Below are 17,031 nucleotides of genomic sequence, written 5' to 3' on the forward strand. Positions count from 1 at the left end.
CGCGGGTAGGCGGAGAGCGGAGCGGGGCGACAGACCCAGGGCCTGTCTGCCGGGGCCGAGAACGCCGCCCGGGGGGACGAAGCAGCGGCCCGCGAGGGTCAGAAGCCGCGGGGCAGGCCGAGCACCTGGGTCGCGAGGTAGTTGAGCAGGAGCTCCTCGGTCACAGGTGCCACCTTCCCGATCCGGGCGTCGGCCAGGAGCCGGGCCACGGGATACTCCAGCGAGTAGGCCATCCCGCCGTGCGTCTGGAACGCGGCGTCGGCCGCTTCCCAGGCGGCCTGCGACGCGGTCAGCTTGGCGATGTTGGCCTCGGTGCCGCACGGCAGCCGCCGGTCGAACGACCACGCCGCCTTGTAGATCATCAGGCGGGCCAGCTCGATCTTCGCCTTGACCTGGGCCAGCGGGAACGCGATGGCCTGGTTGGCGCCGATCGGCCGGCCGAACACCTCGCGCTGCTTCGCGTAGTCGACCGCGACGCGCAGCGCCACCTCGGCCCCGCCCAGCGCCGAGGCGGCCAGCAGGACGCGCTCGGGGTTGAGGATGTCCCACAGCACGGCCGCGCCCTCGTCCGGCCGCCCCACGACCCGCGAGGCGGGCACCCGCACGCCGTCCAGGAACACCAGGTTGGACGGCGTGGTGTTGGCGCCCATCTTGGGGATCGGCCGGTAGGTGAGCGTTCCCGCCGCGACCGCCTCGGGCACGTTCACCAGGAACACCGTCAGCCCGGCGCTGCGCGGGCGCGCCTCGGCCGCCGGGATCGTCCGGGCGACCAGCAGCATCCAGGTGGCCCGCTGCACCCCGGTGATCCAGATCTTCTGCCCGTTGATCACGTAGTCGCCGCCGTCGCGACGCGCCGACGTCGTGATCGCCAGCGCGTTGGACCCGGCGTCCGGCTCGGTCAGCGCGAAACACGTCTCCACCTCGCCCGTCGCCAGCGACGGCAGCAGCTCCGCCTGCTGCTCGGCGCTGCCGTGACGGCTCAGCGTCAGCGCCCCGAACCCGGGCGTGAGCACGTACGTGAACGCCGACCCGCCCGCCGCGCCCGAGGCCGCGATCGTCTCGGTGGCCACGGCCAGCTCCAGCAGCCCCTGCCCGCCGCCGCCGAACCGCTCCGGCACCGCCAGCCCCAGCCAGCCGCCCTTGGCCAGCTCGTCCCACACCTCCTGCGGCCAGCGCTTGTCGCTCTCGCAGCGCTGCCAGTAGTCCAGGTCGTAGCGGGAGCAGATGGCGGCCACGCCGCTCCGCACGGCCAGCGCGGATTCGGGGAGGGTGAAGTCCATCACATCATCGTAGAAGGAAGTTCTGCCGGCGGGCGAGGGCGCCGCGCGTGGAAGACGAACGCCGGGGGAGCGTTGCGCCACACCGTGCGCCCCGCCACCACCTCCTCGAACCGCTCCGACAGCAGCGACCGGAACCGGCGGGCCGAGCTCATCGGGATCGCGTGGATGTAGGAGAACGTGGTGAACGCCCCCGCCGGGCTCATCGCCGCCGTCACCGCGCCCAGCAGCGCGAGCTGCAGCTCCGTCGGGAAGGCCGCCCACGGCAGCCCGCTCACCACCACGTCCGCCTGCCGCAGGCCGCGCTGCGACAGCAGCCCAGTCAGCTCCGCCGCGTCGCCGTGCACCACGTCCACCGCCGGGAACCGCTCGGCCAGCAGCGCCGCCATCGGCTCGTTCAGCTCCACCGCCAGGTGGTGCCCCCGCCCGGCCAGCCGGCGCTGAATCTCCGCCGTGAACGGGCCGGTGCCCGGTCCCAGCTCGACGACGGTGGGCTCGCCGCGCTCGGGCACCGGCGCGCAGACCGCCGAAGCCAGCCGCTGGGAGCTGGGCGCGAACGCGCCGATGGTCGCCGGGGCACGCAGGAACTGACCGAGGAACAGTGCGCTGTCGTTGGGCATGCACCGACGGTAAGTGCGAAGATCGTGTACGGGAGTCCGTCATCGGGCCGGGGATCCGGCCAGTAGGAGGAGAAGCCATCCTCCGCCGGGAGGACTGTCCACGAGTGCCACCTGGATACCTTTGACGCATGAGTTGGCGTTGGCGTGGCGCGCCCCTCGACCTGCTCCTCGCCGCCGCCGGAGTCAGCCTCGACCTGCTGATGTCCGGCCAGGCGCGGATCGGCGACCTGCCGCCCGCATACACGGTCGGACCCTTCGCGCTGCTGGTCGGCGCGCCCATGGGGTTCGTGCGGCGCTGTCCGCTGCCCACCGCGCTGTGGTTGTCGGTCGCGCTGATCTGCACCGACCGGCTGGACGCCTTCAGCTCCAACACCGCCCAGGTGCTGCTGCTCGTCGCCGTCGGCGTCACCGCCTACAGCGCCGGCTGGCGATCGGTGATCATGGCGATGGCCGCCAGCGGCGTCGCCACCGGGCTCAACCTCGCCGACCCCGGCATCGCCTTCACCAGCACCTCGCTGATGTACGCCGCGGGCATCACCGTCTTCCCCGTGATCGTCGGCGGCTACCTGCGCGGCTCGATAGGCGAGCTCGAACACCGCGACGTCACCCCTGACGTGCTCCTGGCCGCCGGCGGCGTCGCCCAGACCGTCCTCAGCACCTGGACGAGCTGGCACAGCGGCGGCCACCCCGCCTGGGTCATCGGCCTGTTCGCCGTCGGGGCCGGGCTCGCGCTCGGCGTCGCCAGGCGGCTGCCCGGCCTCGTCTTCCTCCTCCAGGGCATCGTGCTCGTCGCCGCCGACAGCTACCTGCCCGAGGTCGTCAACAGCTGCCTGGTGCTCACGCTCATCGCCCTCGGCGTGTTCGCGATGCGGGTCGCCTCCTGGACCTGGACCGTCGTCGCCTACCTGGCCACCTGCCTGCTCGCCGCCATCGCCGTCGTCGGGCCCGGCACCGAGGTCACCGGCTTCCGCGCCGCCGTGCTCTGCGCCCTCGTCATCACCCCCGTCGCCATCGGCCGCTACCTGGGGATGAAACAGGCCGCCGCCGCCGCCGAACGGCTGCGCGTACGGGAGTCCACCCGGCTCACCGTGGCGCAGGTCCGCGCCGACCAGCTCGCCGAACGCGAGCGCATCGCCCGCGACGTGCACGACATCGTCGCCCACCACGTCGGCGCCATGGTGCTGCGGGCCAGCGCCGCCCGCTACACCGCCCCCGACGGGCCCGTCGCCGACGCCCTCACCGACATCCGCGAGACCGGGCACCAGGTGCTGGAGGACCTGCGCGGCCTCATCGACCTGCTGCGCGACCCCGACCGCCAGCCCGACCTGCTCGCCGACCCCGCCGACGTGGTCCGCGAGGCCGCCGAACGGATGTCCGCCGCCGGGCTCCTCGTCGACCTCGACCTCGACCCCGCCACCGACCACACCTCGCTGCTCGCCCGCACCTCCGCGGCCCGCATCGTCCAGGAAGGCCTCACCAACGTGCTCAAACACGCAGGACCCGGCACCGAGGTCCGCGTCCGCGTCCGCGCCGACGGCGACAGCCTCGCCGTCGAGATCCGCAACGGACGCCCGCCCACCGGCATCGAACGGCTGCCCTCCTCCGGGCGTGGCCTGGCGGGCATGCGCGAGCGCGTCAAGACCCTCGGCGGCACCCTCACCGCCGGGCCCGACGAGGACGGCGGCTGGCTGCTGGCGGCCAGCCTGCCCGCCGCCAGGGGCAACGCGTGATCCGCGTCCTCATCGCCGACGACCAGGTGCTCGTCCGCGCCGGCGTGCGGATGCTGCTGCAGGCCAACAGCGACATGGAGGTGGTCGGCGAGGCCGACGACGGCGCCGAGGCCGTCCGGCTGGCCGAACGCCACCTGCCCGACGTCATCCTCATGGACCTGCGCATGCCCCGCGTCGACGGGCTGGAGGCCATCCGCCGCGTCCTGGCCGCCCGGCCGTCCACCCGCATCGTCGTCCTCACCACGTTCGCCGAGGACTCCAACGTGTACGCGGCCCTGCGCGCCGGCGCCGTCGGCTTCCTCGTCAAGGACGACGAGCCCGAGCGCATGGTCGACGCCGTCCGCCGCGCCCACGCCGGCGAGCAGCTCCTGGCCCCCTCCGTGCTGCGCCGCGTCGTCGACCGCTTCCTCGACGCCGAGGAGCAGGCCGCCGCCCCCGCTCCGCGCGGCCTCACCGAACGCGAGATCGAGGTGCTCGCCCTCGTCGGCACCGGCCTGTCCAACGCCGAGATCGCCGAGGAGCTGCACGTCGGCGTCACCACCGTCAAGACCCACATCGCCGCCGCGATGGAGAAGCTCGGCCTGCGCAACCGCATCCAGGCCGCCGTCGTCGCGCACCGCGCCGGCCTCGTCGACGCCTCCTTCCGCACCGTCCGTCCGCCGCGTGGCGGACCGGCGGGTAGCCCGTCAGGCTGACGACCGGGGGAGGGGGCGGGCGCGATCCTTCTGCTCTCACCACCGACGGAAGGATCGCCATGTCCGACTCCACCTACGACACGACCACGCGCGCGGGCGCCCGCCCCGGACCGGCCCCCACGGGCGGCCGGGTGTCCCCGGGACTCCTGTACGCGCTCCGCGTGGCCGTCGTCGCCCAGGCGGCGTCGCTGCTGGTCGCCGCCTCCCTGGCGGGCCAGGCGGTCGCCTCGGACGGCGCCATGGCCGAGGCGCACGTGATGGCCGGGCTCGCCGTCCACCTCGTCGCGCTCGTCCAGATCGTCCTGGCCGTGCTCGTCTGGCGGCCCGGCCGGGGCGCCGGCTGGCCCGCCCTGGCCAGCGTCGCCCTGTTCGTCGTCGGGATGGGGCAGCACTTCACCTGGCTGTGGCTCGGCGCCCACCTGCCCAGCGGCGTGGTCCTGTTCGGCCTCGTCACCGCGATGCTGCTGTGGTCCTGGTCCCCCACCGCCTCCCGCCGCCGCTAGCACCCCGGGTTCCGGGGTCGGGGTGTCTTCCCGGCCGGCCCGCCAGGGTCCGGGCGTCTGCCCGCCGGCCCGTCAAGGTTTGGGGTGTCTCCCCTCCTCTCCGCTAGGGTTTGGGGTGTGTATGTGAAGATCTGCGGTCTCAGTGAGCCCGAGCACGTGGCCACCGCGGTCGAGGCCGGCGCCGACGCGATCGGCTTCGTGCTCACCCGCAGCCCGCGCCAGGTCACCCCGGAGCGGGCCGCCGAGCTGGCCGCCCTGGTGCCGGAGCACGTGCTGACCGTCGGCGTCTTCCGCGGCGAGGACCCCGCCACCGTGCGGGCCGCCGCCCTCACCGCCGGTGTCCGCGCCATCCAGCTGCACGGCCGCCACCCGCACGGCGACTTCACCGCGCTCAAGGACCTCGGCCTGACGCTCGTCCGCGCCGTCGACGCCAGCGCCGACCTGCGCTGCGGCGCCTTCGACGAGAGCATGCTCATCGTCGACGCGCCCCGGCCGGGCTCCGGTGAGCCCTGGGACTGGGCCGCCGTCCGCGACCGCCCCTCGGGCCACTGGCTCCTCGCGGGCGGCCTCGACCCGGCCAACGTCGCCGAGGCCGTCGCCGCCGCCCGCCCCTGGGGCGTGGACGTCTCCAGCGGCGTCGAGACCGCCCCGGGCGTGAAGGACTCCGCCCTCATCGAGGCGTTCCTCGCGGCCTCCCGCGCCGCCGCCTGACCACCCTGAGCAACCCCGAGCGCCCCGAGTGCCCTCGGGGGCCAAGGGGTCACGCCAGAGCCGTCCCGGAGCGCGTACGGGCGTCCGGGTTTCCTGCCGCCTGCCCCGGACCCCCGGGAGGGCCGGACGTTCGACGACCGAGTGACGGAGGGGCCGGACATGGGCCGAGAGGACGTGGAGCTGCGGCGGGCGCTGGAGTTCGTGCGGGGGTTCGCGCGGCGGCGGGCGCCACGGGTCGTGGACGTGCCCGGCGGGTTCGCGGTGCTCGACGACCGCTACCCGGGCTCGTACGACGACAACAAGCTCGTCGTGTGGGCCGGTGACGACCCCGGCGTGGTGCTGGAGGCGGCGGAGCGGGTGCTCGGCGGGAGGGGGCACCGGCAGGTCAACGTGGACGACGACGCGCTCGGCGCGGCCTTCGCGCCCACGTTCGCGGCGGCCGGGTACGAGCACGAGGAGACCCTCGTGATGGTCTTCCGCGGAGCCCCGCCGGCCGGGCCGCCCGAGGCCGAGCGCCTGGAGGTGGCCGAGCTGCTGCCGGTGGTGCGGGAGAGTTGGCGCGCGACGCTGCCGGAGGCGTCCGAGGAGGTCGTCGACGGGCTGGCGCGGCGGATCGAGACCCGGCTGCGGGGCGCCGACCGGGTGGGGTTCCGGGGCGTACGGGCGGCGGACGGCGGCCTGGCCGCGTACGCCGACCTGTACGCGCACGAGGGCGTCGCGCAGATCGAGAGCCTGGTCACCCTGGCCCGGCACCGGGGCAACGGCCACGCCCGCGCCCTCATGCGCTCGCTGCTGGCCGAGACGGCGGGGGCTGACCTGGTCTTCCTGCTGGCCGACGCCGCCGACTGGCCCAAGGACTTCTACGCCCGCCTCGGCTTCGAGACGGCCGGACGCACGCACTCCTTCCTGAAGACCCCGTAGCGGCGCCCCCCGGCCCCGCAACGCCCCTCCGACCGTCCACCCTCCGACCGTCCACCCTCCGGCTGGGAAATCGGAGGGTACGTCCGCCCGCACCTGTCGCCCCTGAGCCGCCGAGCGTGCCGTCCGCCGGGGATGACCCGGAGGTGGGGGAATCGGGGGATACCGCCGCCCCGCCCCCGACAACCCCGAGGTTGCCCCAGCGGGCCGTCCGGCCGTCTGCCGAGGTGACCCTGAGGTGGGAATCGGGGGATGCGGCCGCCCCACCCCCTGTCGGCCCTGAGCCGCCGTCCGGCCGTCGCCGGGGGCGACCCTGAGGTGGGGAATCGGGGGATCGGGGGCCGCTGGGCAGGAAGTTTGACGCAGTAGGGTCTGGGGCGTGAGTGAAACTTCCGCCGAGGACCGAATCTGGACGGTTCCGAACCTGCTGAGCTTCCTGCGCCTCCTCGGCGTGCCCGTGTTCCTCTGGCTGGTTCTGGGCCCGAAGGCGGACGGGTGGGCCATCGCGATCCTGGCGGTGGCCGGCTTCACCGACTGGCTCGACGGCAAGATCGCCCGGGCGTTCAACCAGACCAGCAAGCTGGGCCGGATCATCGACCCGGCGGCCGACAAGCTCTACGTGTTCGCGACGATCCTGGCGCTGCTCGTGCGGGAGGTCATCCCGTGGTGGCTGGCGGCCGTGATCCTGGCGCGGGAACTCTTCGTCGCGTGTTTCATCCCCGTACTTCGCAAACATGGCTATAAGGCACTTCAAGTGCATTTTCTGGGCAAGGCAGCCATGTTCAACCTCATGTACGCCTTCCCTCTGCTCTTCCTTGCCTCCCATGACGGGTGGTATGCCGATATAACCCGCATTGTCGGGTGGGCGTTCGCGCTCTGGGGAACGGGCCTGTACTGGTGGGCAGGCGTGTTGTATGTGATACAGGTGCGCCGGCTCGTAACCGCGACCACGAAGGAGTGATCGGGTGAAGGCGGTCGTCATGGCGGGCGGTGAGGGCACCCGGTTGCGTCCGATGACGGCCAACCAGCCCAAACCCCTGCTTCCCGTGGTCAACCGCCCGATCATGGAGCACGTCCTGCGGCTGCTCAAGCGGCACGGCGTCACCGAGACCGTGGTGACGGTCCAGTTCCTGGCGGCGCTCGTGCGCAACTACTTCGGCGACGGCGACGAGCTCGGGATGAGCCTGCAGTACGCCACCGAGGACGTGCCGCTCGGCACGGCGGGCAGCGTGAAGAACGCCGCTGCCCGGTTACATGACGATCGTTTCCTGGTCATCTCCGGCGACGCCCTGACGGATATCGACTTATCCGACATGGTCCGCTTTCATCGCGAAAATTCGGCACTTGTCACCATCGGCTTGAAGCGCGTCCCGAACCCCCTCGAGTTCGGCATCATCATCGTCGACGAGTCCGGCCGGGTGCAGCGCTTCCTGGAGAAGCCCACCTGGGGCCAGGTCTTCTCCGACACCGTCAACACCGGCGTCTACGTCATGGAGCCCGAGGTCCTGGCGCACGTGGCCGCCGGCGAGCCCGTCGACTGGTCGGGCGACGTCTTCCCCCGCCTCCTGGAGCGCGGCGCCCCCATCTACGGCTACGTGGCCGCCGGCTACTGGGAGGACGTCGGCACCCACGAGAGCTACCTCAAGGCCCACGCCGACGCCCTGACCGGCAAGGTCAGGCTGGACATCGGCGGCTTCGAGGTCTCGCCCGGCGTCTGGGTGGCCGCCTCCGCCTCCGTCGAGCCCGACGCCGTGCTCAAGGGCCCGCTGTTCATCGGCGAGTACGCCAAGGTCGAGGCGGGCGCCGAGCTGCGCGAGTACACAGTCCTGGGCAACAACGTGGTGGTGCGCGAGGGCGCGTTCCTGCACCGGGCGATCGTGCACGACAACGTCTACCTCGGCCCTGGCACCCACCTGCGCGGCTGCGTGATCGGCAAGAGCACCGACGTGATGAGCGGCGCCCGGATCGAGGAGAACGCGGTCGTCGGCGACGAGTGCGTCATCGAGCCCGAGGCGTACGTCTCCAGCGGGGTGCGGGTCTACCCGTTCAAGACCATCGAGGCGGGCGCGGTCGTCAACACGAGCGTCATCTGGGAGTCGCGCGGCCAGCGCAGCCTGTTCGGGCCGCGCGGCGTCAGCGGGCTGGTCAACGTGGAGATCACCCCCGAGCTGTGCGTGCGGCTGGCCAGCGCGTACGCGACCACGCTGAGCAAGGGCGCGAACGTCGTCACCTCGCGCGACTCCTCGCTGGCCGCGCGGGCGCTGAAGCGGGCGGTGATCGGCGCGCTGACCGCCAGCGCCATCAACGTGCTGGACCTGGAGGCCGCCCCGCTGCCCGTGGCCCGCTTCCACGCCACCCGGGGCACGGCGGCGGGCGGCATCGCGCTCCGCACGACGGCCGGCGACCCGCAGAGCGTCGACATCGTCATCATGGACGACCGGGGCGCCGACCTGCCCCCGGCCGCTCAGCGCAAGCTGGAGCGGGTCTTCTCCCGGCAGGAGTTCCGCCGCGCCTTCCCCGGCGAGATCGCCGAGCTCACCTACCCGGCCAGGGCCGTCGAGGACTACGCGCACGAGCTGCTGCGCCGGGTGGACATGACGGGCGTACGGGACATGAAGGTGGTCGTCGACTGCGCGGGCGGCACTTCGTCGCTGGTGCTGCCCCGGCTGCTGGGCCGGGCCGGGATCGAGGTGCTGACGGTCAACGCCGTCCTGGACGACCTGTCGCCCACGGAGACGATCGCCGAGCGCCGCCGTGACCTGCAACGCCTCTCCGAGCTCGTCAGCTCCTCCAGGGCGGCCTTCGGGGTCCGCTTCGACCCCGTGGGGGAGCGCATCGCGCTGGTGGACGAGATGGGCCAGCTCATCGGCGAGGAGCGGGCCCTGCTCGTGGTGCTCGACCTGGTGGCCGCCGAGCGGCGCGGCGGGCGGGTGGCGCTGCCCGTCACCACCACCCGCGTCGCCGAGCAGGTGTGCCGCTTCCACGGCGTCGAGGTGGAGTGGACCTCGACCGCCGTGGACGCCCTCACCTCGGCCGCCGCCGGGCCCGGCATGATCTTCGCGGCCGACGGCCGGGGCGGCTTCGTGGTGCCGGAGTTCAGCCCGGCGCTCGACGGCCTGGCCGTGTTCATGCGCCTGCTCGGCCTGGTCGCGCGCACCCGGCTCTCGCTCAGCCAGATCGACGCCCGCATCCCCGAGGTCAACCTGCTCAGGCGGGCGATCCCGACGCAGTGGGCGGTCAAGGGCGCGGTCATGCGCTCGGTCATCGAGGCCGCCGAGGCCGCCCGCGACGGCCACCGCGTCGACACCACCGACGGCGTGCGGGTGGCGGGGGAGGACGGGAGCTGGGTGCTCATCCTGCCCGCGGCCACCGAGCCGGTCACCCACCTGTGGGCCGAGGCGGCCGACGTCGACACCGCGCAGCTCCTCCTGGAGCGCTGGGCGCGCGTGGTGGAGCGGGCGAGCACCTGATCCCGGTGATTTGTCGGGATGGCGGGCAAGATCGTAATGTTGGAAAGGCGCGGCGGCATGGACCTTCGGGCGGGGGCGGCGGTAACTTTGTCAGCGTCCAGCCTGTCGTCCAGCGCCCCGCCTTGACCTTTGCCGCTGATCAGCGTAAGTTGCGGCATTCGCAAAATCTTGAGAGCGAAGCGAGGCGCGCCCCGAGCACCGTTGCCGCGTCTTCGCGGTAGGAGGCCGAGCCGATCGATGCCGAGCGTCTACTGCACGCAGTGCGGGCACGCCAACCCCGAGGATGCCCGTTTCTGTTCCCGTTGTGGGTCACCGTTGACCAGACCCGAGGTCTCAGGGGATACCACATCGACGATCTCCGTCGCGGGAATAGAGGCGTACGAGGCAGAGACCGGTGACATGCTGCTGGCCGAGCGGGCGCTGGTCGAGCAGCTTCCGCCCGGCACGGCGCTGCTGACCGTGACCAGGGGGCCCAACCAGGGCAGCCGTTTCAAACTCGACAAGGACCTCACCACCACCGGCCGCCATCCGGAGAGTGACATCTTCCTCGACGACATCACGGTCTCGCGCCGCCACGTCGAGTTCTACCGCCATCGCGGCGGCCAGTTCTCGGTGCGCGACGTGGGCAGCCTCAACGGCACCTACGTCAACCGCGAGCGCATCGAGGAGGTTCCGCTCCATTCAGGCGACGAGGTGCAGATCGGCAAGTTCCGGCTCCTGTTCCTGATGCGGACACCCGCCGGCACATGAGTTCGCAGGCGGCACGCTCGCACATGAGCATCGGGGAGGTGCTCGCCCTGCTGCAGGGCGAGTTCCCCGACGTCACCGTCTCCAAGATCCGGTTCCTGGAGGGCGAAGGGCTCATCGAGCCCGAGCGCACCCCGTCCGGCTTCCGCAAGTTCACCCACCTGCACGTCGAGCAGCTGCGCTACATCCTCACCGAGCAGCGCGACCACTACCTGCCGCTGCGGGTGATCAAGGACAAGATGGCGGAGGGCTTCGGCCGCCCGCGCGCCCTCCAGGACAAGCAGGAGGTCCGGCTCAGCCGCGCCGAGCTGCTGGAGGCCGCCGGGATCGACGAGGAGACGCTCACCGAGCTGGAGGACTACGGCCTGCTCGCGGCCAAGGCCAGGCGCTACGACGAGGACGCGCTGAAGGTGGCCCGCAGCGTCGGCGCGCTGGCCAAATTCGGCCTGCACGCCCGCCATCTGCGGGCGGTCCGGGCGGCGGCCGAGCGCGAGGCGGGGCTGGTGGAGCAGACGGTGGCGCCGATCCTGAAACGGCGGGCGCCCGGCGCGATCGGGGAGGCCGACGAGACGGCCAGGGAGCTGTCGGCTCTGCTGCTCGACCTGCACGCGGCGCTGCTGCGCACGGGTGTGCGGAGCGTTCTGGGGCGATGAGCGGCCCGCGGGACATTCAGGGCTCCCCGGGTGTTACGTTGAATTGCAGAAGCGGACCAGCGATGACCTGTGCCGGGCCACCGGCCAGTCGAATATGGAGCAGCCCGTGTTGCAGATGGAGGTCGTGGGCGTTCGCGTAGAAATGCCTACAAATCAACCGATCGTCTTGCTCAAGGAGGCACACGGGGAGCGGTTCCTGCCGATCTGGATCGGCATGACCGAAGCGACGGCCATCGCCCTGGCCCAGGCGGAGGAGCCTCCCCCGCGGCCGCTCACCCACGACCTGTTCCGGGACGTGTTGAGCGCGCTCGGCGTGGGCCTGCGCGCGGTCAACATCGTCGCGCTGCGTGACGGCATCTTCTTCGCCGACCTCGTGTTCTCCAACGGGGTGGAGGTGAGCGCCCGGCCGTCCGACTCGATCGCGCTCGCCCTGCGCACCGGGGCCCGCATCTTCGCCAGCGAGGAGGTGGTCCAGGAGGCCGGCGTGATCATCCCGGACGACCAGGAGGACGAGGTGGAGAAGTTCAGGGAGTTCCTTGACACGATCTCTCCCGAGGACTTCGGCAGGGCGGGGTAGGTATTTCAGTGCATTTACGCTTCACGACGCGCCGAGCCGGATCGTTGACTGAGCATGGTCACGGTCCTACGGTGCAAGTGAAACCCGCGGTCGCCTTTTACGAACCCCCAGATCAGGCCGCGGGATGAGAGAAAGCCGGAGGTCCGCGTGGCGGTCAGCAGCGGCGAGGGAAAGACGGCCGGCCAGGAAGATCCGGTGCGGCGCGAGAGCGCGCGGCAGCGTGCCGGGGAGCAGGGTCTGCTCTTCGACGAGCAGCCCGCCACGCTTCCCGACGACATCGGATACCGCGGGCCGACGGCCTGCGCGGCGGCCGGCATCACCTACAGGCAGCTTGACTACTGGGCGCGCACCGGACTGGTGGAGCCCACGATAAGAGCCGCCCAGGGCTCGGGATCGCAGCGGCTCTACAGCTTCCGCGACATCCTGGTCCTCAAGGTCGTCAAGCGGTTGCTCGACACGGGAGTCTCGCTCCAGCAGATCCGCACCGCCGTGCAGCATCTGCGTGACCGCGGGGTCGCCGACCTCGCGCAGATCACGCTGATGAGCGACGGGGTCAGCGTCTACGAGTGCACCTCGGCCGACGAGGTGATCGACCTGCTCCAGGGCGGTCAGGGCGTGTTCGGCATCGCGCTCGGCCGGGTCTGGCGCGAGGTCGAGGGCTCCCTCGCGGAGCTGCCGGGGGAACGCGCGGCGGTCGCGGACACCGTCCCGGCCGAACATCCCGCTGACGAGCTGGCCCGGCGGCGCCGCGCACGGCGCACAGGGTGACCACGACGCACAGGTGACCACCGCGCACAGGTGACCGCGACGTACAGGTGACCACCGCGCACAGGGCGGCGGGGAACACGGGGCGACGGGGAACACCGGGTGACGGGAATCACCGGGTGACGGGGAGCGACTCTCCCGGCGTGCGCATCAGGCCGCCTGCGGTGGGGTTGCCGGACAAGGCGTAGTAATCTGGGACATGCTGTCGACCCCGTGCGGGAGAGACCCCGGCTGGCCCGGGGCGCCGAAGGAGCAACCCTCCCCGGAATCTCTCAGGCATCCCGTACCGCTCGGGTGAGGCAACTCTGGAAAGCAGGTGCGCCCGCCAGGCGCGCTTCACCGACGGTGCAAGCCCCGCCGGGGCGAAGCTCTCAGGTCGCGATGACTAGCGCGCGGTGACAGAGGGGGAGATCCGGCATTCGCCCGCGCCCAGCGCCGGTCTCCAAAGCCTCGGGAGGCATCTCCATGACAGATCTGTCAGCACCGCCGTTCTCGGCCCGGCACATCGGCCCGTCCGCGGCCGAGCAGCAGCGCATGCTCGAGGCCGTCGGCTTCGAATCGGTGGCGGACCTGGTCGCCGTCGCCGTCCCCGAGTCCATCAGGGCCAAGGACCGGCTCAAGCTGCCCGCCGCCGCGAGCGAGACCGAGGCGATCGCCGAGCTGCGCGCCCTGGCCGGCCGCAACCGCGTCCTCACCTCGATGATCGGCCTGGGCTACCACGACACGGTCACGCCCGCCGTCATCCGCCGCAACCTGCTGGAGAACCCGGGCTGGTACACCGCCTACACGCCCTACCAGCCGGAGATCTCGCAGGGCCGGCTGGAGGCGCTGCTCAACTTCCAGACCGTGGTGTCCGACCTCACCGGCCTCCCCGTCGCGGGCGCGTCCCTGCTGGACGAGGCCACCGCCGCGGCCGAGGCCATGACGCTGGCCCGGCGCGCCGGCAAGGCGAAGAGCGACGTGTTCGTCGTCGACGCCGACGCCCTCCCGCAGACCAAGGCGGTGCTGGCCACCCGCGCCGAGCCGCTCGGCATCACGCTCGTGGAGAGCGACCTGGAGGGCGAGCTGCCCGAGTGCTTCGGCGTGCTCGTGCAGTACCCCGGCGCCTCCGGCCGGCTGCGCGACTTCCGCGCCGTGGCCGGGCGGGCGCACGAGGCGGGCGCGCTCGTCGTGGCCGCCGCCGACCTGCTCGCGCTCACCCTGCTCGCCGCCCCCGGCGAGCTCGGCGCGGACATCGCGATCGGCTCCTCGCAGCGGTTCGGCGTGCCGTTCGGCTTCGGCGGCCCGCACGCCGCCTACATGTCCGTACGCGACGGGCTGCAGCGGCAGATGCCCGGCCGCCTCGTCGGGGTGTCGGTCGACGCCGACGGCGACCCCGCCTACCGGCTGGCCCTGCAGACCCGCGAGCAGCACATCCGCCGCGAGAAGGCCACCAGCAACATCTGCACCGCCCAGGTGCTCCTCGCCGTGATCGCCGGCATGTACGCCGTCTACCACGGCCCCGACGGGCTGCGCCGCATCGCCGCCCGCGTCCACCGCCACGCCGCCACCCTGGCCGAGGGGCTGCGCCGGGGCGGCGTCGAGGTGGTGCACGGCGAGTTCTTCGACACCGTGCTCGCCCGCGTGCCCGGCCGCGCCGCCGAGGTCGTCGCCGCCGCCGCCGAGCGCGGCGTCAACCTGTGGCAGGCCGGCGACGACCACGTCTCGATCTCCTGCGACGAGAAGACCGGCGCCGCCGAGCTGGCCGCCGTGTGGGCGGCGTTCGGCGTCGAGCCCGCCGGGGAGGCCGCCGACGCGCTGCCCGCCGCCCTGCTGCGCGAGTCCGACTACCTGACCCACCCGGTCTTCCACGAGCACCGCTCCGAGACCGCGATGCTGCGCTACCTGCGCAAGCTCCAGGACAAGGACATCGCGCTCGACCGCTCCATGATCCCGCTCGGCTCCTGCACGATGAAGCTGAACGCGACCACCGAGATGGAGCCCATCACCTGGCCTGAGTTCGCCGCGATCCACCCGTACGCGCCCGAGGCCCAGGCCGCCGGCTACCGTGAGCTGATCGAGACGCTGGAGGGCTGGCTGGCCGAGGTCACCGGCTACGACGCCGTCTCCATCCAGCCGAACGCCGGCTCCCAGGGCGAGTTCGCCGGACTGCTGGCCATCCGCGCCTACCACCGGGCCAACGGCGACACCGAGCGCGACGTCTGCCTCATCCCGTCCTCGGCGCACGGCACCAACGCCGCCAGCGCCGTCATGGCCGGCATGCGGGTCGTCGTCGTGGCCTGTGACGACGACGGCAACGTCGACCTCGCCGACCTCGACGCCAAGATCGGCAAGCACCGCGACCGGCTCGCCGCGATCATGGTCACCTACCCGTCCACGCACGGCGTGTACGAGGAGAGCATCACCGAGGTGTGCGCCAAGGTGCACGAGGCCGGCGGCCAGGTGTACGTCGACGGCGCCAACCTCAACGCGCTCGTCGGCCTGGCCAAGCCGGGCGAGTTCGGCGCCGACGTGTCCCACCTCAACCTACACAAGACGTTCTGCATCCCGCACGGCGGTGGCGGCCCCGGCGTCGGCCCCGTCGCGGTCCGCGGCCACCTGGCCGCCTACCTGCCCGGCCACCCGCTGCGCGACGGCAGCGCCGTCGGCCCCGTCTCCGCCGCCCCCTACGGCTCGGCCGGCATCCTGCCGATCTCGTGGGCCTACGTCCGGATGATGGGCGCCGAGGGCCTGACCGCCGCCACCGAGCAGGCCATCCTGTCGGCCAACTACCTGGCCAGGCGGCTCGCCCCGCACTACCCCGTCCTCTACACCGGGCGCGGCGGGCTGGTGGCCCACGAGTGCATCGTGGACCTGCGGCAGATCACCAAGGAGACCGGCGTCACCGTCGACGACGTGGCCAAGCGCCTCATCGACTACGGCTTCCACGCGCCGACCATGTCGTTCCCCGTCGCGGGCACGCTCATGATCGAGCCGACCGAGAGCGAGGACCTGAACGAGCTCGACCGGTTCGTCGACGCGATGATCGCCATCCGCGGCGAGATCGCCAAGGTGGCGTCCGGCGACTACGACAAGTCGGACAACCCGCTGCGCAACGCCCCGCACACCGCCGAGGCGGTCACCGCGGACGAGTGGCCGCACCCCTACACCCGGACCGAGGCCGCCTACCCGGTGCCCTCGCTGCGCGACGGCAAGTACTGGGTGCCGGTGCGCCGCATCGACCAGGCGTACGGGGACCGCAACCTGGTGTGCTCCTGCCCGCCGCTGGAGGCGTACGAGGACTGACCGGACCGTTCGGCCGCCCGGAGGACCCCGCCCGCGCAGGGCGGGGTTCTCCGCTTTCCAGGCCGGCTGGGTCAAGTGAGCAGACATGATCGTCAGAAGTGGTTAAGCTCGGTGCGATCGCCGCGCGAAGGAGCTCTCTTGACGTCCTCAGAGCTGCAGACCCCGCCCCTCGACACCGCTCGCCGGCTGGCCGAGCACGGTGACCTCGACGGCGCGGCGGCCATTCTCGCCGACCTCGCCGCCGCCGACGGGCCCGACGCCGCGCAGGCCGCCGTGGGGCTCGCCGTCGTCCTCGACGAGGCGGGCGACGTCGAGGGCGCCCGCGCCGCCGCCCGCGCCGCGCTCGCCACCGGCCATCCCGAGTTCGCCGCCCAGGCGGCCTGCCACCTGGCTCAGGGCTTCGAACGCGAGGGCCGCCTCGGCCAGGCCCGGGGCGCCTGGCAGGCCGTCCTCGGCGTCGGGACGCCCGCGTACGTGCCGCTGGCCCACCTGGCGCTCGCCCGGCTCGCCCTCGACGCCGACGACCCCGACGAGGCCGAGTCCGCCCTGCGCGCCGCCCTCGACACGGCGGGGCCCGCCGACGGTGAGCCGCGCGCCGGGGACGCCCCTGAGGGTGCGACCGACGTGCGGATGCACGCCGTCCAGCAGCTCGCCGACCTGCTCATCGAGCGCGGCGACCCGGGGGAGGCCGCCGACCTGCTGCTCGACGCCCTCCGCGACGCCTCCGGTGACGACGCCGCCCGGCTGCGCGTCCAGCTCGGCATCGCCCATCTGGAGCTCGCGTGCGCCGAGTTCGCGGGCGCGGTCGAGGACGGCGGCGAGGCCCAGACGAGCGCGCTGGCGATCGAGCTGCTGGCCCGCACGCTGCCGCTGCGCGGCCGGGCCGACGACGCCGACCACGTGTGGGCGTACGGCCTGGACCACGAGGACGAGACGCTCGCCTCCGAGGTCCGCCTCCGCTACGACCGCTGACCCGCACCCACAGCGACCGGCAGCGGCGACGCACGGCAGCGGCCGGCGGACGGCCACGGGCGGCCCCGGCATCCGGCGGCCACGAGGGAGCGGCAGCGCCTCCTGCGG

15 protein-coding genes and 1 riboswitch are annotated in these 17,031 nt (G+C 72.7%); of the genes, 13 read left to right on the forward strand and 2 right to left on the reverse strand.

Features of this window, described 5'->3' with window-relative positions:
* Positions 1-98: 98 nt before the first annotated feature.
* Together AB0G11_RS38980 and AB0G11_RS38985 are read right to left on the reverse strand one after the other, a co-directional pair.
* Positions 99-1,280, reverse strand: coding sequence for an acyl-CoA dehydrogenase family protein (locus AB0G11_RS38980; RefSeq protein ID WP_219510473.1), 1,182 nt, complete (start codon positions 1,278-1,280; stop codon positions 99-101).
* Positions 1,280-1,897: a methyltransferase domain-containing protein gene (locus AB0G11_RS38985; protein ID WP_219510472.1), complete on the reverse strand. Its 618-nt coding sequence runs from the start codon at positions 1,895-1,897 to the stop codon at positions 1,280-1,282. Before AB0G11_RS38985 ends, AB0G11_RS38980 begins: the two co-directional genes overlap by 1 nt.
* A gap of 128 nt (positions 1,898-2,025) precedes the next feature.
* Between AB0G11_RS38985 and AB0G11_RS38990 the strand changes: the two genes are divergently transcribed.
* The 13 genes from AB0G11_RS38990 to AB0G11_RS39050 all read left to right on the forward strand — a co-directional run bounded on the left by AB0G11_RS38990 (position 2,026) and on the right by AB0G11_RS39050 (position 16,923).
* Positions 2,026-3,627, forward strand: coding sequence for a histidine kinase (locus AB0G11_RS38990; protein ID WP_246646164.1), 1,602 nt, complete (start codon positions 2,026-2,028; stop codon positions 3,625-3,627).
* Entirely contained in the window at positions 3,624-4,322 is a 699-nt protein-coding gene (locus AB0G11_RS38995) for a response regulator transcription factor (RefSeq protein WP_219510471.1), read from the forward strand. The genes AB0G11_RS38990 and AB0G11_RS38995 overlap by 4 nt, the downstream gene beginning before the upstream one ends.
* Before the next feature lie 59 nt (positions 4,323-4,381).
* On the forward strand, positions 4,382-4,825 hold the full coding sequence (locus AB0G11_RS39000; protein WP_246646163.1) for a hypothetical protein: 444 nt from the start codon (positions 4,382-4,384) through the stop codon (positions 4,823-4,825).
* Positions 4,826-4,942: 117 nt separating this feature from the next.
* Complete coding sequence (locus AB0G11_RS39005; RefSeq protein ID WP_219510470.1) at positions 4,943-5,536, forward strand: phosphoribosylanthranilate isomerase; 594 nt, start codon at positions 4,943-4,945, stop codon at positions 5,534-5,536.
* 159 nt (positions 5,537-5,695) lie between these two features.
* Positions 5,696-6,457, forward strand: coding sequence for a GNAT family N-acetyltransferase (locus AB0G11_RS39010; protein ID WP_357591679.1), 762 nt, complete (start codon positions 5,696-5,698; stop codon positions 6,455-6,457).
* 376 nt (positions 6,458-6,833) lie between these two features.
* Positions 6,834-7,415 carry a CDP-alcohol phosphatidyltransferase family protein gene (locus AB0G11_RS39015; protein ID WP_219510468.1) on the forward strand — a complete coding sequence of 194 codons (582 nt, stop codon included), beginning with the start codon at positions 6,834-6,836 and terminating at the stop codon, positions 7,413-7,415.
* A 4-nt stretch (positions 7,416-7,419) separates the two neighbouring features.
* Positions 7,420-9,924, forward strand: a complete 2,505-nt coding sequence (locus AB0G11_RS39020; RefSeq protein WP_219510467.1) for a mannose-1-phosphate guanyltransferase — start codon at positions 7,420-7,422, stop codon at positions 9,922-9,924.
* Between the two features lie 237 nt (positions 9,925-10,161).
* Entirely contained in the window at positions 10,162-10,674 is a 513-nt protein-coding gene (locus AB0G11_RS39025) for an FHA domain-containing protein (RefSeq protein ID WP_219510466.1), read from the forward strand.
* Positions 10,675-10,697: 23 nt separating this feature from the next.
* On the forward strand, positions 10,698-11,324 hold the full coding sequence (locus AB0G11_RS39030) for a MerR family transcriptional regulator (protein ID WP_246646162.1): 627 nt from the start codon (positions 10,698-10,700) through the stop codon (positions 11,322-11,324).
* A 106-nt stretch (positions 11,325-11,430) separates the two neighbouring features.
* Positions 11,431-11,901: a bifunctional nuclease family protein gene (locus tag AB0G11_RS39035; protein WP_082310546.1), complete on the forward strand. Its 471-nt coding sequence runs from the start codon at positions 11,431-11,433 to the stop codon at positions 11,899-11,901.
* A 147-nt stretch (positions 11,902-12,048) separates the two neighbouring features.
* Entirely contained in the window at positions 12,049-12,669 is a 621-nt protein-coding gene (locus AB0G11_RS39040; RefSeq protein ID WP_357591681.1) for a MerR family transcriptional regulator, read from the forward strand.
* Between the two features lie 203 nt (positions 12,670-12,872).
* Positions 12,873-12,965: riboswitch (glycine riboswitch) on the forward strand.
* Between the two features lie 166 nt (positions 12,966-13,131).
* On the forward strand, positions 13,132-15,951 hold the full coding sequence (gcvP, locus tag AB0G11_RS39045) for an aminomethyl-transferring glycine dehydrogenase (protein WP_219510463.1): 2,820 nt from the start codon (positions 13,132-13,134) through the stop codon (positions 15,949-15,951).
* A 138-nt stretch (positions 15,952-16,089) separates the two neighbouring features.
* On the forward strand, positions 16,090-16,923 hold the full coding sequence (locus AB0G11_RS39050) for a tetratricopeptide repeat protein (protein WP_219510461.1): 834 nt from the start codon (positions 16,090-16,092) through the stop codon (positions 16,921-16,923).
* Positions 16,924-17,031 lie beyond the last annotated feature (108 nt).

The sequence above is a fragment of the Nonomuraea sp. NPDC023979 genome (assembly GCF_040639085.1).
In the GTDB taxonomy this organism is placed as follows: Bacteria; Actinomycetota; Actinomycetes; order Streptosporangiales; family Streptosporangiaceae; genus Nonomuraea; species Nonomuraea ceibae.

Excerpts from the sequence above, each read along its gene's own strand:
- AB0G11_RS39010 (WP_357591679.1), top strand. The coding sequence starts at position 5,696 with ATGGGCCGAGAGGACGTGGAGCTGCGGCGGGCGCTGGAGTTCGTGCGG.
- AB0G11_RS39030 (WP_246646162.1), top strand. The coding sequence starts at position 10,698 with ATGAGCATCGGGGAGGTGCTCGCCCTGCTGCAGGGCGAGTTCCCCGAC.
- AB0G11_RS38990 (WP_246646164.1), top strand. The coding sequence starts at position 2,026 with ATGAGTTGGCGTTGGCGTGGCGCGCCCCTCGACCTGCTCCTCGCCGCC.
- AB0G11_RS39000 (WP_246646163.1), top strand. The coding sequence starts at position 4,382 with ATGTCCGACTCCACCTACGACACGACCACGCGCGCGGGCGCCCGCCCC.
- gcvP (WP_219510463.1), top strand. The coding sequence starts at position 13,132 with ATGACAGATCTGTCAGCACCGCCGTTCTCGGCCCGGCACATCGGCCCG.
- AB0G11_RS38985 (WP_219510472.1), bottom strand. The coding sequence starts at position 1,897 with ATGCCCAACGACAGCGCACTGTTCCTCGGTCAGTTCCTGCGTGCCCCG.
- AB0G11_RS38980 (WP_219510473.1), bottom strand. The coding sequence starts at position 1,280 with ATGGACTTCACCCTCCCCGAATCCGCGCTGGCCGTGCGGAGCGGCGTG.
- AB0G11_RS39025 (WP_219510466.1), top strand. The coding sequence starts at position 10,162 with ATGCCGAGCGTCTACTGCACGCAGTGCGGGCACGCCAACCCCGAGGAT.